The sequence below is a fragment of the Aggregatimonas sangjinii genome, from assembly GCF_005943945.1.
Classification (GTDB): Bacteria; Bacteroidota; Bacteroidia; order Flavobacteriales; family Flavobacteriaceae; genus Pelagihabitans; species Pelagihabitans sangjinii.
Genome location: NZ_CP040710.1, coordinates 3,749,784 through 3,764,810 on the forward strand (window position 1 = coordinate 3,749,784; position 15,027 = coordinate 3,764,810).

10 protein-coding genes are annotated in these 15,027 nt (G+C 44.3%); 8 read left to right on the plus strand and 2 right to left on the minus strand.

Going from position 1 to position 15,027, the window contains the following annotated elements; all coding sequences use genetic code 11:
* The first annotated feature begins 84 nt into the window (after window positions 1–84).
* The 8 genes from FGM00_RS15720 to FGM00_RS15755 all read left to right on the plus strand — a co-directional run bounded on the left by FGM00_RS15720 (window position 85) and on the right by FGM00_RS15755 (window position 11,588).
* Window positions 85–453 carry a hotdog family protein gene (locus FGM00_RS15720; RefSeq protein WP_175416248.1) on the plus strand — a complete coding sequence of 123 codons (369 nt, stop codon included), beginning with the start codon at window positions 85–87 and terminating at the stop codon, window positions 451–453.
* 85 nt (window positions 454–538) lie between these two features.
* Window positions 539–1,027 (plus strand): hypothetical protein, encoded by a 489-nt coding sequence (locus tag FGM00_RS15725; RefSeq protein ID WP_138853821.1) that lies wholly within the window; start codon window positions 539–541, stop codon window positions 1,025–1,027.
* A gap of 95 nt (window positions 1,028–1,122) precedes the next feature.
* The gene (locus tag FGM00_RS15730) at window positions 1,123–2,292 is read left to right on the plus strand and encodes a DUF2062 domain-containing protein (RefSeq protein ID WP_138854735.1); all 1,170 of its coding nucleotides are present in this window, start codon (window positions 1,123–1,125) and stop codon (window positions 2,290–2,292) included.
* A complete protein-coding gene (locus FGM00_RS15735; RefSeq protein ID WP_138853822.1) occupies window positions 2,285–5,977 on the plus strand; it encodes a 1-acyl-sn-glycerol-3-phosphate acyltransferase in 3,693 nt (1,230 codons plus the stop codon). Before FGM00_RS15730 ends, FGM00_RS15735 begins: the two co-directional genes overlap by 8 nt.
* Entirely contained in the window at window positions 5,974–7,512 is a 1,539-nt protein-coding gene (locus FGM00_RS15740) for a phytoene desaturase family protein (protein WP_138853823.1), read from the plus strand. Before FGM00_RS15735 ends, FGM00_RS15740 begins: the two co-directional genes overlap by 4 nt.
* Window positions 7,513–7,642: 130 nt before the next feature.
* Window positions 7,643–8,530, plus strand: coding sequence for a cupin-like domain-containing protein (locus FGM00_RS15745; protein ID WP_138853824.1), 888 nt, complete (start codon window positions 7,643–7,645; stop codon window positions 8,528–8,530).
* Between the two features lie 92 nt (window positions 8,531–8,622).
* A complete protein-coding gene (locus tag FGM00_RS15750; protein WP_138853825.1) occupies window positions 8,623–10,302 on the plus strand; it encodes a C45 family autoproteolytic acyltransferase/hydolase in 1,680 nt (559 codons plus the stop codon).
* Window positions 10,302–11,588 carry a flexirubin biosynthesis putative acyl-CoA ligase FlxY gene (locus FGM00_RS15755; RefSeq protein ID WP_138853826.1) on the plus strand — a complete coding sequence of 429 codons (1,287 nt, stop codon included), beginning with the start codon at window positions 10,302–10,304 and terminating at the stop codon, window positions 11,586–11,588. The genes FGM00_RS15750 and FGM00_RS15755 overlap by 1 nt, the downstream gene beginning before the upstream one ends.
* A 473-nt stretch (window positions 11,589–12,061) precedes the next feature.
* On the opposite strand, the gene FGM00_RS15760 is transcribed toward FGM00_RS15755, so the two are convergent.
* On the minus strand, window positions 12,062–12,358 hold the full coding sequence (locus FGM00_RS15760) for a GIY-YIG nuclease family protein (RefSeq protein WP_138853827.1): 297 nt from the start codon (window positions 12,356–12,358) through the stop codon (window positions 12,062–12,064).
* Between the two features lie 426 nt (window positions 12,359–12,784).
* A complete protein-coding gene (gene recQ, locus FGM00_RS15765; protein WP_138853828.1) occupies window positions 12,785–14,875 on the minus strand; it encodes a DNA helicase RecQ in 2,091 nt (696 codons plus the stop codon).
* Between the last annotated feature and the right edge of the window lie 152 nt (window positions 14,876–15,027).

The following is a 15,027-nucleotide window of genomic DNA, read 5'->3' on the forward strand; positions in this document are numbered from 1 at the left end:
TCGTCCTTTGTCTCAGAGTCCCAAGTCAATATTTTGACCGTGGTTTTTTTTATGTGAGCCAAGATGGAATTTAAATGAACAATTATGCTGATTAAAGGATTATATACAGTTCAGTCGTTTGAACAGAACGGGCAGGAAATACAAGCGACCGTCAAGCTAAACGCAGCGCATGATGTCTTTAAGGGTCATTTTCCGGGTAACCCGATACTACCGGGCGTGTGTGCCATTCAAATGATAAAGGAACTCACGGAAGAGGCTACGGGCAAAACGCTATTCTTATCGGTGGCTTCGAATATCAAATTTATGGCGATCATCAACCCCGAAAAAAACGATACGATACATCTTGTTCTGCATCTTTCGGAAGATGATAATCAAATAAAAGTGAAGAATACCGTAAGTTTTGAGGAAACCTTGGCACTAAAGTTGAACGCAAGCTTTAAAATCGTTGCTTAACCAAGCAATAGTTTGCAAATCCTTAGGTCCGATATCAGGGTCTGGGAATCTTTGGATTGAAAGACTTCCACCCAAAAACTAAAAAATGAAAAGTATACTTCTTTGTTTCGGTCTCTTGTTCATTTCGTTTCTTAGCCCGGATATTTCGGCGGTTCGGGCGGACTATCGCAGTGCTTCCGAAAACCAGGAAGAAGCCGAAAAACTCTATACTGAGCTAGCATCCGTTTCGGACACCGACGAAGTGTTACTACTCGGCTATAAAGGAGCCACTGCGACCCTTATGGCCAAATATGCGAAAGGGGTCTCCGCAAAAACGGCCTATTTCAAAGAAGGCAAAGGACTGATAGAGCAGGCCATATCAACCGCTCCCGATAATATAGAGCTCCGCTATATTCGTCTAAGTGTTCAGGAAAATGCCCCGAAAATCGTTCGCTACCACAAAGAAATCGACGAAGACAAACAGTTTATCCTAGACCATTACCCGAACCTGAAAGACGGCGAGACGAAGAAATACATTAAAGGCTTTGTCTCCCAATCCGCTTCTTTTTCTGAGGCCGAAAAGCAGTTGTTTTAGGGGCCGATATCGTTATCTTTGTGTCGAATTGCAGTGCTGGATAGCACTGAAAAAGAAAGAACGTGCCGACCCCGACCCTATCTGTGAACGAGCGTATGCAACAGCTGAATTGCTGTGTGCTTATACCGACCTACAACAATGCGGGCACACTGAAAAGAGTTCTAGACGGCGTTTTGGAATATACGCCAAATATCCTGGTGGTCAACGATGGCGCTACGGACCGCACCGCCGAAATCTTATCGGACTACGCCCAGATAACCACAATACACCTTCCTAAAAACAAAGGCAAGGGAAATGCCCTAAAAATAGGTTTTGCCGAGGCATTAAAAGCTGGCTATCACTTTGCAATTACCATCGATTCCGATGGGCAACATTTTCCAGAGGATATTCCGGTTTTTTTAGATGCCCTCGAGCAGGGCGACACTAGAAATGCGCTGTATATCGGGGCGCGAAATATGGCCCAGTCAGATGTACCCGGCAAGAGCAGTTTTGGAAATAAGTTCTCGAATTTTTGGTTTCGATTCGAAACGGGAAAACGGTTAACAGATACCCAATGTGGTTACCGCTTGTACCCTTTGAAAGAAATTAGCGCACTAAAGTTGCATACCCCGAAATTCGAATTTGAAATAGAGGTTATTGTAAAAGCCGCTTGGAACGGTACTCTGGTCGAAAATGTACCGGTAAAAATATCCTATGACGGCGAGGAGCGGGTATCCCATTTTAGAACCGTCCCTGATTTTGCCCGTATCAGTGTCTTGAATACATGGTTCGTTATTGTGGCCATTTTTTATATAAAACCGCGCGATTTCTTTCGAAAAATAAAAAAAAAGGGGATTAAAAAGTTCCTCATCGAGAACGTTTTAAAGCATAACGATCCGCCAAAAAAGAAAGCACTTTCCATCGCTTTGGGAGTATTCTTGGGCATTGCCCCCTTCTGGGGTTTTCAGACCCTTTTGGTATTTGCATTGGCAGTATTCCTAAAACTGAACAAAGCCATTGCCTTCGCTTTTTCAAATATCAGCATCCCCCCGATGATTCCGTTTATCGTTTACGCCAGTGTGCAACTTGGTGTTTTGATTACAGGGGAGGATATTTCCTTTTCCATGGAAAGCCTTACGGAGAACTTCGGCGCCCTCAAACACTTGAAAACCTATATCATCGGCAGTTTAACTTTGGCGACCATTGCTTCAGTACTCTTTGGAGCGATAAGTTATCTCGTGCTTATCCTGACAGCAAAACGAAAAATAGTTACCGACAATGGGTGAAGTCTTCTCAAGCGCGTATGCATGGATAGCCCGTAATAAATGGGTAAGCCTTCTGGGCCTCCTGTTACTTGTTCTGGGTTTATTGGCCGTCGGTAGCCGAATACAGTTCGAAGATGATATCACTTCGTTGATTCCAGCAAACGATAAGGCCAAACGAATTCAAAAAGTACTGAGGTCGATTACGTTTACCGATAAGATCGTCGTCAATATTCAAAAGGGCCCAAATGGTTCCGTTGATGACCTTACCCAATATGCCACGGAGTTTCTAGACAGTGTACAAAGCACCCAAAGCGAATTTATCAAGAACGTGCAAGGGAGGGTAAACGATGAGGATATTCCCAACACATTGAACCTTATCTACGAAAATCTCCCCTTATTTTTAGAGAATGGGGACTATGCGCAAATACGTACCAAACTGTCAAAGGACAGTATCGCTAAAATCACCGAGAAAAACTACCGAACGCTCATTTCCCCTTCGGGCATCATCGCTAAAAAGACCATTGTAAAAGATCCTCTAGGATTGTCATTTATGGCTCTAAAAAAACTGCAGCAACTGGGCATCGGAGACGATTTCAAGCTTAAAAATGGTTTTTTGTTGGACAAGGACGAAACGAACATCCTTCTTTTCATCACACCAACTTACGGATCGAACGGTACCGACAAGAACATTCCTTTCTCCGATGCGCTATATAAATTGCAGGAAGAGCTGAACAAGAAATATGGTGGTAAAACCGTAAGCGAATATTATGGGGCGGCCCTGGTGGCAGTGGCCAATGCCAAACAAATTCGGTATGACATTCAGTTTACGGTAAGCATTGCCATGACAGTCCTGATCATACTGCTTATTTTCTTCTACAACAAAGTAACGCTACCCCTTATTCTCTTTGCTCCCACTCTTTTCGGGGTATTATTGTCCGTTGCATTTCTCTGTTTGCTGCGCACCAAGATTTCAGCGATCTCATTGGGTATTGGATCTGTTCTACTCGGCGTTACCTTGGATTATGCGCTACATATCCTGACCCACATCCGAAACGGAAAAAGTACCGAAAGCCTTTACAAAGAAGTGGCGCCTTCTATTTTAATGAGCAGCCTTACTACGGCCTCCGCTTTTTTGTGTTTGTTGTTTTTAGAGTCCCAAGCGCTGCAGGACCTGGGTATTTTTGCAGCGGTCAGCGTTATGGGCGCATCGGTTTTCGCATTACTTTTTATTCCACAGGTATACAGAACCGTCAAAAAAGAGCATGCCAAGACCTTTCTAGACCGTTTGGCCGGGTACCGTCTGCACCGGAACAAATGGGCCCTTGGTTTGGTAGCCCTTGTCATGTTAATAAGTGTCTTTACCTATGGAACGGTTATTTTTAATAAGGACCTCACTAAACTCAATTATGAATCGGAGGTACTAAAGGACGCCCGGGTACGGTTGGAAAAATTGACCGACATCAGTTCGAAATCGATTTACCTGTCTACCTACGGGGAGGATACCGAAACCGTATTACAGCGAAACGATTCAATTTTCCAAAAGCTAAAACTCCTCAAGGAAAACGAGCAGATCATTAGCTACAGCTCTATTGGTGGATTGATTCGTTCACAGAAAAGCCAACAGCAAAAAATCGCCGCTTGGAACCGTTTTTGGAAGCCCGACCTCAAAGCTACCGTTCGGGAAAATCTTGTGGAAAGCGGAGATGAATTTGGTTTTAAACCAACGACGTTCAACGATTTCTACGAGACCCTCGACGCCGATTTTCAGCCATTGCAGTTAGCGGACTACAGCGCAATAAACTCGTTCGCCATAGATGATTTTATTGTCGAAGACGACAATGGCACCACCATTACCTCCCTGGTAAAGATCAACGCCCCTCACGTCGATGCCATCCGAGCCATGTTCAAAGACACGCCCAATACCCTTTTGATCGATCGCCAACAGGTAAACGAGACCTTTTTAGGAAATCTGAAAAACGATTTCAACAGCCTGATCGGCTATTCGTTGGTAGTCGTGTTGTTGATTTTGTTTTTATTCTATAGGCGCTTTTCATTGACCTTGGTCACCAGCATCCCTATTTTCCTGACTTGGTTTTTGACCGTGGGAATCATGGGGCTTTTTGGTATCGAGTTCAATATCTTCAACATCATCATCTGTAGTTTTATTTTTGGCCTGGGGGTCGATTACAGTATTTTTATCACGAACGCGCTCTTCACCCAATACCGTACGGGCGACCGAACCTTGCCCACGCATAAGACTTCAATCATTCTTTCGGTCATTACGACCATCGCCGGCGTCGGGGTGATGATTTTTGCCAAGCATCCCGTGCTATACACAATATCATTGGTGTCGATTATAGGAATTCTATGTGCCGCCTTCGTATCCTTTACCGTACAGCCCTTATTGTTTCGTTTATTTATCGGTAGCCATAAAAAAAGACCGATTTCGCCGCGGTATTTGATACATTCCTTATTGTCATTCGGTTATTTTGGAATAGGAGGGTTTTTGCTTTCCGTTTACGCAGGGTTCCGACTCAAAATTTCCCCTAAAAGTAGACTACGGCCGAACCTTGGTTTTCACAAAACGGTTTCTAAATTGATGGGATCGGTACTCTATACCAATCCTTTTGTTTCTAAAAAAATCATAAATCCGCATAACGAGAGCTTTGAAAAACCGGCGATGCTCATTGCGAACCACACATCGTTTCTGGACATTTTGGTCGTTGGGATGTTGCATCCCAAAATTATCTTTTTGGTCAACGATTGGGTCTACAATTCGCCTATTTTCGGGAGTGCGGCAAAACTAGCCGGGGCCTATCCGGTTTCCGCGGGCATGGAAAAAGGAGAAGCATATTTAAAGGAAAAGGTAGCTCAAGGATTTAGTTTGATCGCCTTTCCCGAAGGAACGCGATCCAACAGCAACAAAATAAAACGCTTTCACAAAGGGGCGTTCTACTTGGCGGAACAATTTGGCCTAGATTTGTTGCCCGTATTGATTCATGGAAATTCGGAGGTGCTCCCAAAAGGAAGTTTTATCATTCGGGACGGAAGCATTACCATTGAATTACTGCCTCGAATCGAACAAGACGATAAGCATTATGGTGAAAACTATACCGCACGTTCCAAAACTATCGGAGCGTACTTTAGAACGGAGTTCCGGAGGCTTCGCAATACCATTGAGACCGAAACCTATTGGCAGAAAACATTGTTGGAACACTACCGATACAAGGGCGATACGGTATTTTCAATAATTAAGAAAGACCTCGCACACTATCAGGAGCCCTATCATCGTATTTTAAAAGTTGTCGGCACCAAGGATAGTATCGTACATCTTTCGGATGCCTTCGGTCAGTTAGACTTGCTTCTGGCGCTCGATTCCATCGACCGAAAAATTAACGTGTTTCTAAAGAACAGTGATGCTCAAAAACTGCTTGAAAACAATTTTCTAACCCAACAGTATAGCAAAATCACTATCCATGACTCGATTGAAAGGGCCATGCAACTCTCCGCAACTGTTTTGATATTGGATTTTGGTACTTTTGAAAACACCCCTCTTGACCAGAAAATATGGGAAGTCTTTGATACCATAGTACTGCTTAAGGAAGCAGTGCACGGGTTCTCCAATAGCCTACAAGAATCGGGTTTCGCTATTTCTGAACAAAGCGATAACTTTATGGTTCTTTTAAAAAATAATCCAACAACATGAAAGACCATTACGACATCGTAATTATCGGCAGTGGCATGGGCGGTCTTGTAGCCGCCAATATTATGGCACGTGAGGGTAGATCGGTCTGTGTGTTGGAAAAAAACAATCAATACGGGGGTAATCTACAGACGTTCGTTAGGGAACGGACCATTTTCGATACCGGTGTACATTATCTGGGCGGACTCTCGGAAGGTCAAAATTTGCACCGTTATTTCAAGTACTTGGATATCCTGGAGGGTTTGGAGTTCAAACGACTCAACGAAGATGGTTTCGATATCATCACCTTCGATAATGATCCGAACGAATATGCCCATGCACAGGGTTATACCAATTTTGAGAATAGCTTGATCGCTCAATTTCCAGAGGAAGAAAATGCCATTAGGACCTATACGGCCAAGCTTCGGGAAACCTGTGCCAAATTTCCATTGTACAACGTGCAAGTAGGCAAACCCTACTACGAAGATTCCGATATGTTCGAGTTTCCGGCCAAACCCTTTATCGACTCCTTGACGGAGAACGAAACCTTACGCGCGGTATTAGCAGGTTCGAACCTACTCTATGCCGGTGACGCGGAAAAGAGTCCGTTTTACGTGCATGCCCTTTCCGTTAATTCCTATATCGAAAGTGCCTACCGTTGTGCCGATGGGGGCAGCCAGATTACCAAATTGCTTATTCGCAAATTAAAGGAACACGGTGGCGATGCCTTTAAACATCAAGAAGTAATCGATTTTGAAGTGGTAGATAAGAACGTCGTTTCGGTCACTACGGCCCAAGGCCTTGTTGTAAAGGGGGATGTTTTCATTTCGAACATTGAACCCAAAACCACGGTAAAATTGGTCGGCGAGGAACACTTTAGAAAATCCTATAGCAAACGCATTGCGGAAATAGACAGCACCATTTCGGCCTTTAGCATTCATGCGGTGTTAAAGCCGAATACCTTCAAATACCTAAACAAAAATTATTATCATTTCAAGGATTACGATGCCGTATGGAACGGGCACGAATACACCGAAGAGAATTGGCCCAGAACCTATATGGTGAGCATGGGTGTGCGCAAGAACCAAGATGAGTGGGGAGACCAGTTGACGGCCATAAGCTATATGCACTATAATGAAGTGGCACAGTGGGAAGATACCTTCAATACCGTAGCACGTAAAAACGATCGTGGCCAAACGTATACCGAATTCAAAAAGGCGAAAACGGAGATTTTCCTGAACGAATTGGAAAAAAAATTCCCCAATATCAGGGAATGCATTCAATCTGTTCACACCTCAACACCATTGTCGTATCGCGACTATATCGGCTGCAACCGAGGATCGATGTACGGTTACGTTAAGGATGTGAACAACCCGTTGAAGTCATTTATATCGCCCCGTACCCGTGTTCCGAATTTATTGTTTACAGGGCAGAGTCTGAACATGCATGGTATATTGGGAGTCACCATCAGCGGTGTGTTAACCTGTTCAGAGCTGCTTGGCCAAGAGTATTTGGTGCGTAAAATCAATGCCGTGAGCGACAAGGTAAAAACAGCATGAAGATATGGAATGGATTTCCCTCGAGAGGGAATAGCATTTAGATAATTAAAAATATTAATAAGTGACCGGTTCGTTTAAAGTTTACTTTATATCGAATTTAGCAATTGAATTCAAACTTGAATATTGAAAAATGGGTCAATTTAGAACCAGCCCGGTAAAACGGGTCGAGCACATTTCGAAGGAAGATTTTATCAAATACCACTACAAGCCTCAAATTCCGGTGTTGATCACCGGTCTGACGAAAGACTGGCCGGCCTATGAAAAATGGAAACTCGATTACATTCAGGACCATGCAGGCGATCAGATAGTACCGCTGTACGATAATGAGCCGGCAAAGGACAAGGAAAGCGTCTATGCCCCGGCAAAAGAAATGAAGCTCTATGATTACGTAGAACTACTCAAGACCCAACCGACCGATTTGCGTATCTTTTTCTATAACATCCTGAAAGAAATGCCTGAATTATTAAAGGATTTCGAGTATCCCGACATCGGCCTTAAATTCTTTAAAAAGCTTCCGGCCCTCTTTTTCGGCGGTGGTAAATCAAAAGTTTTTATGCACTACGACATCGACCTCCCGGATAGCATGCATTTTCATTTTCACGGGGATAAAGTGGTCAACCTGTTCTCCCCGGCCCAGACCAAATATTTGTACAAAGTGCCTTTCTCCATTCATAATTTGGAGGATATCGATATGGATAATCCCGATTTTGAAAAATACCCAGCCTTGCGACATGCAGCGTGTATCCGGGCCGAAATGAAACACGGTGATGCGCTATACATGCCCAGCGGCTATTGGCATTCCATCCGCTATTTGAACGGGGGTTTCTCGATGACCTTGCGGGCCTTGCCGCGCCACCCCAAACGCTTTGCGACCATGCTTTACAATGTGCTTATCATGCGGAATTTCGATAATGTTACACGAAAGTTCCGTGGACAAAAATGGCTGGACTATAAGAACGAATGGGCGATTCGTCGTACGCACCGTAATTTGAACACTGTAAAAAATAGTGACTCTTGAAGATCCCAAGGGTTGGAATCAGGTTTAGTTGAAGGCTCAAGAACAAGAATTCATCTTTTCTTCCATTTCGCCCAGCGCAGAGTTTGGAATCTATGCAAAGAAAAATATCCATAAAAAACATACTTTCCTGTATCAGCATCTTGCTCATACTCACCTCCTGCGGGGTCGCGAAGTCGCTGCGTGATATGCCCAATATCGGTCAATACGAAGCCGATATTCCACAACGGGTACAGGTTTCGGACAGCACATATGTTTTAGGGGATAACTTTCTGACGAAAAATAAGCAGGGACAATGGGAATTGCTCGTCAGTGGCAACCCTTTGGAAATCGGGCTCAAAACGGGAAGTCTTACCCGGGAACTGTTCCAATATCAGGAGAAGGTATTTATCGATAAAATAAATGAACTGGTACCCTCCGAAGGCAGACAGAAACTGCTCAAGAAATTTCTGGCCTGGTACAATCGAAAAATGTATCTCAACATCGATGAACAGTTCAAAGCCGAAATTTACGGTATTTCGCAATATGCCTCGGCCGATTACGACTATATCGCGGAACCTTACCCCAGGGTATTGTATTTTCATGGCGCGCACGATATTGGCCATGCGCTGAAGGACTTGGCCTTGGTAGGCTGTTCTTCATTTGCCGCATGGGGTGAACAGACCGAAGATGGAAAATTACTCATAGGCAGAAATTTCGACTTCTATGCGGGAGACGATTTTGCTAAAAACAAGATTATCGCCTTTGTTGAACCTGAAGAGGGCCATAATTTTATGTCGGTCACCTGGGGCGGCTTTATCGGGGTGCTCTCGGGAATGAACGACCAGGGCTTGACCGTGACGATCAATGCCGGAAAGTCTTCCATTCCCTTGATTGCCAAAACCCCAATTTCAATCGTGACCAGGGAAATTCTGCAATACGCCTCGACGATTGACGAGGCCATTGCCATCGCGAAAAAAAGAGAGGTATTTGTATCGGAATCCATATTTATCGGAAGTGCGAAAGATAAAAAAGCCGCCGTAATCGAAGTTTCTCCTAAAAAATTCGGGGTGTATGAAGTTCCCAATTCCAATCAGCTGATCTGCTCCAATCATTTTCAAAGTGCGGCTTATGCCGATGATAAGGACAATCAAAAACACATCTTGGAGAGCCATTCGCAGTACCGTTTCGACCGTATGGAGGAGCTTTTAGAGGCCAGCCCGAAAATGACCGTGAGAGATGCCGTATCCCTATTGCGAAACAAAGAAGGGTTGGATGACCAGCCCATTGGCTACGGTAACGAAAAGGCCTTGAACCAATTGTTGGCGCATCACGGTATCGTATTTCAACCCGAGGATTTAAAAGTGTGGGTTTCCAGTAATCCCTATCAATTGGGGGAGTTTGTAGCTTATGACTTGAATACCGTTTTTACCGGCAAAAACAAAAGCGTTAAGGTGGCCTCGCTATCCCACCCCCAAGCAAATATCGAGAAAGATCCTTTTCTGCGGTCGGAAGCTTTTCATGCTTATGAAAACTACCGTACATTATCGCGAAAAGTAAGAGAGGCCATTGTGCTGGAAACCGATTTGACGGCCGAAGAACAGCAAGAATTCATTCGTAGCAATCCCGAATTTTGGGAAGTACATTACCTCATCGGCCTTTACAATTACAACAAAGGCTACGAGCGGTTGGCCTTGGAACATTTCCTGAACGCCCAGACCAAGGAAATTACGACGGTCCCAGACCGGAAAAAAGTAGAAAAGTATATTCGCAAACTTAAACGCAGTAACACCTGATGATTCCAGCAATCGAGCAAGCATCCACAGCCGAAATAAAAGCCTTTCAAGAAGAAAAGCTACAGGAAACCCTGCACTATGTTATTGAAAATTCTCCCTACTACCGTCGCATATTCAAAACGCATAAAATACAGGTTTCCGATATCACTACCTTGGAAAGTCTTTCCGTAATTCCCGTAACGACCAAAGAGGAGCTGCAACGTTACAACGATGATTTCTTTTGTGTTCCAAAATCAAAGATCATCGATTTTGTGACCACCTCTGGAACCTTGGGCGAACCGGTAACCGTCGGACTAACCGACAAGGATTTAGACCGTTTAGCCTATAACGAAGCCATTTCTTTCGCTTGTGCCGGAATCGGTGAAGATGATATATTACAATTGACCACTACAATGGACCGGCGTTTTATGGCGGGACTGGCTTATTTTTTGGGTATTCGCAAATTAGGTGCCGGTATTATCCGTGTAGGGGCAGGTATTCCCGAATTGCAATGGGATACGATATTAAAGTTTAAGCCGACCTACCTTATCGTAGTACCTTCTTTCTTGCTGAAACTGATTCAATACGCCAAGACGAACAGCATCGATTTGACAGATTCTGGAATCAAGGGAGCCATTTGCATTGGGGAATCGCTTCGCAATCAGGATTTCTCCATGAACGTACTAGCAAAAAAAATAACACAGGATTGGGATATCGAGCTCTATTCTACTTATGCCTCTACGGAAATGAGCACGGCCTTTACCGAATGTTCGGAGCGACAAGGCGGTCATCAACATCCCGAACTGATCATTACCGAAATCGTTGATGAGCATGACAATCCAGTTGCCCCTGGCACTTCTGGGGAACTGGTCATTACCACGCTGGGCGTCGAGGCCATGCCATTGATTCGCTTTAAGACCGGCGACCTCGTTGTTGCGCACGACTCCCCTTGCCAATGTGGCAGAAACACCTTGCGCCTGGGACCCGTAATCGGCCGAAAAAAGCAGATGATCAAATACAAGGGCACCACGCTTTATCCTCCGGCAATGGACAACCTTTTGGCCGACTTCTTAGCAGTCAAAAGTCACGTTATCGAAATTTACCACAACGACATCGGTACCGATGAAATTCGGATCAAGATATTCGCGCCGCAAGCCCCGCAAGGACTCTTACTGAAAATCAGGGACCATTTCCGTTCAAAGCTGCGGGTAAGTCCGACCATTGAAACCTGTACTAGGGAAGAAATCCAGCGGTTGCAACATTCAAAATTGGGTCGCAAACCGGTAAGTGTTATTGATCGGAGGTAGTCCCATTCCTACCGTACGTATTTGCGCGGAACAGTAAATGCCCTCATTTCATTTCAAAGGTACAAGCGACGAAGCAATCTGTCTACTGTAGAATAAATTCGAATTCCAGACGTATTTGCGAGGAGCGGTCAAACGTTCTCTTAAAATGTAAATAGATTAGAAGCGACGAAGCAATCTGTTCACTATTGAATCAATTTGAATTCCAGACGTATTTGCCGGGTGCAGTAAACGCACTCATTCCACTGTAATGGGTATAAGCGACGAAGCATGCTGTTTACAACAGAACAAATTCGAATTCCAGACATATTTGCGAGGAGCCGTAAAACGTTCTTGTCATACGCGAATAGGTAGAAGCGACGAAGCAATCCGTTGCATACAAGTTCCTAGATGAGAGATTACTTCGTCGCCGCAACCCTTCTAGAAAAATTTCGTGATTCGTTCGGCTCCTCGTAAATACGAATTATATTCAGCTGTTAAAAGTAAAACAACCATCCATCCGACAAATCCTTCCAATCAGGATTCATAGATTTAATCAGTTTTTCTTTTCGCCTGCGATTACCGGCCTTTAGTTGTCTTTCTCTAGCTAATGCTTGATTTATATCATTGAATTCCTCAAAATACACCAGCTTATTACAATTATATTTTGACGTAAATCCCTTATAAAATTTAATCTTATGTTGATAGATTCGCCTCACCATATTGCTCGTAACACCGATATAGATAACCGTATTGTTCTTATTAGCCATAAAGTAAATGTGAGACATTTTCATGCTTCGCTTTTTCTAAAGAAGCTCCCATAAAATTCAATATTCTTAAAACTTGAAAGTGACAAGGTATTACTCAACTTTCAAGAGGCATATTGTCACATACCGAACGTGTATGCGAGGAGCTGTAAACGCACTCATCCCATTTCAATGGTACAAGTGACGAAGCAATACATTGCATAAAAGTTCCTAGATGGCAAATTACTTCGTCGCAGCTACCTTTTAGAAAAATTTCATGATTCATTCGGCTCCCCGAAAAAACCAAATGAACTCGTCTTGAGTTTCTGTTTGGAACCGAGATTTTTGGCTTTTGTGCCCTAACGAAGGCTTTTTCGAACAGCATAGCCGTAGCTATGGTGTGAGGAAAAGATGAGATTAGGGTGCAAAATGTGAAAATCGTAGGTAAAAGAGAAACTCAAGACGAGTTCAATGCTATACATCCAACAAATACAAGCCGATCTTGATTTTCCAATAGGGTACTTGCTCTTTGAAGTATTCAAAATAAGCTTTCAATCCCTCTGCTTCGGGCAGGTCGGTTTTGGCCTTTTCAATGCTGGAAAGCTCTTCGGGAGTAACCAATTCATGTAGATCTATGGCTTCGCCTAGGGCATGCATTTTCAATAGATGACCGTAGATGGTATTCTCGGTAAGCTGCCTTACCTCGGCGATTTGTTTTGGGGAAAGTCCATCTTGAAACAAGGCCCAGCTTTTTTCGTGCGTTGGGGTTTTGGGTTTTGATGCTTCTAGGTGTGCTGCGATTTCCTTCAGGAAAATGGTGCCATATTTTTCCAACTTGGCCTGTCCGACCCCGGATACCTCGGCAAATTCTTGCAGGGTCTTTGGTTGTTTGGCTTCCATGTCTTTTAAACTGGCATCACCGAAGACGACATAGGCAGGTACGCCCTGCTCTTTCGCGATTTGATACCGCAGTACTCGTAGTTTTTCGAAAAGTCCCTGCTTCTCTTTTCGGGTTCGGGCTTTCTTTTCGACCTGTTGCTCGACTTGATTCAATACTGCCAACTGTACCGGTTTTTTGTCATAAAGGATTTCTTTGGCCAATGGAGTCAGTGAAATGCGACTGTTCTCCCTAAAATTGATTTCCAAAACGCCCTGATTCAATAATTGAATGACGTATTGCTGCAAATCCTGCCATGAAATTTCCTTAACCGCCCCGTAGGTTTTGACATGTTGCAGCCCCTTTTCGAACACTTGGGCATTTTGTGCCCCACGAAGCACGTCAATAAGGGTTCCCATGGGTTCCTTTTCGTTCATACGGGCAACCGCCGAGCATATTTTTTGCGTTAGAAGCGTTGCATCGAAATATGAGGGTGGTGCTTTACAAATGTCACAGTTGCCACAGCCTTCGGTTACATGTTCGCCAAAATAGTTCAATAAGGCGATCCGACGGCAGCTCAACGCCTCGGCATATTGTTGCATACGTTCGAGCTTGGCAAACTGTACTTGGGCGTTTTCACTATCGGCGATGAATTTTCGAAGCTGTACTACATCGGCATAGCTGTAAAAAAGTAGCGTATGGGCGGGTAGCCCGTCACGTCCGCTACGACCGATTTCCTGATAATAGCCTTCTAGATTCTTTGGCAGGTTATAGTGTATGACCCAACGCACGTTGCTTTTATCGATACCCATACCAAAGGCAATGGTGGCACAAATGATGGGGGTACGATCATTAATGAAATCTTCTTGTACTTGTGTTCGCTCTTCCGTACTCATGCCGGCATGGTAGGCCTTTGCATCGTAACCGGATTGTTGTAATTTCTCGGCAAGCAGCTGCGTACTTTTTCGGCTGAGGCAGTAAATGATTCCGCTTTCATCGGAACGTTCCCTCAAGAAATTGAGGATTTGTTTCATACGATCCTGCCCGGGACGCACATCCAAATATAGGTTGGGGCGATTGAAAGAGGCGAGGTGCCGTGAGGCATGCGGAATGGAAAGTTGCTCGGCAATGTCATCTTGGGTAGTCTTATCGGCCGTAGCGGTCAAGGCCATTACGGGAATGTCCAGAAATCGGGCTTTTAGACTTCCCAATTGCGCATATGCCGGTCGGAAGTCATGCCCCCAAGAGGAAATACAATGGGCCTCGTCAATAGCGAACAAACTTATTTTGATCTCTTGAAAAACCGCATCGAACTGACCGATGCTTTCCGGAGCGACATAAAAGAGTTTAAGCGATCCGCTCTTGAGCTGTTGCAGGATTTCCTGTTGTACCTCATAGGGTTGTGAACTGTTGGAATAGGCAGCGGCGATACCATTCGCCTGCAATACATCTACCTGATCCTTCATCAGCGCGATCAATGGGGATACTACGATTGCCGTACCTTCCAATGCCAAAGCCGGGAGTTGAAAACAAAGCGATTTACCACCCCCGGTGGGCATAATGGCCAGAACGTCGTTCGTCGACATTACGTCCTGTATGACTTCCAGTTGATTGGGTCGGAAGTTGTCATAGCCAAAATGGGTTTTAAGAAGGGGTAAGAGGTGTTCTTTACGGTCAGTTACAAGCATGGGTAAAGTTATGGAATGTTATACTGGTTTTAAATTGAAAATGTAGGATGATCGGGATTTACCTCAGCATTTGATCAGCCAGTAGGGCGAAAGCTACAATCCGCTTAGTTTTCTTTAAGGAGTCTTTGCGAGGAGCCGCTAATTTGTCTTTG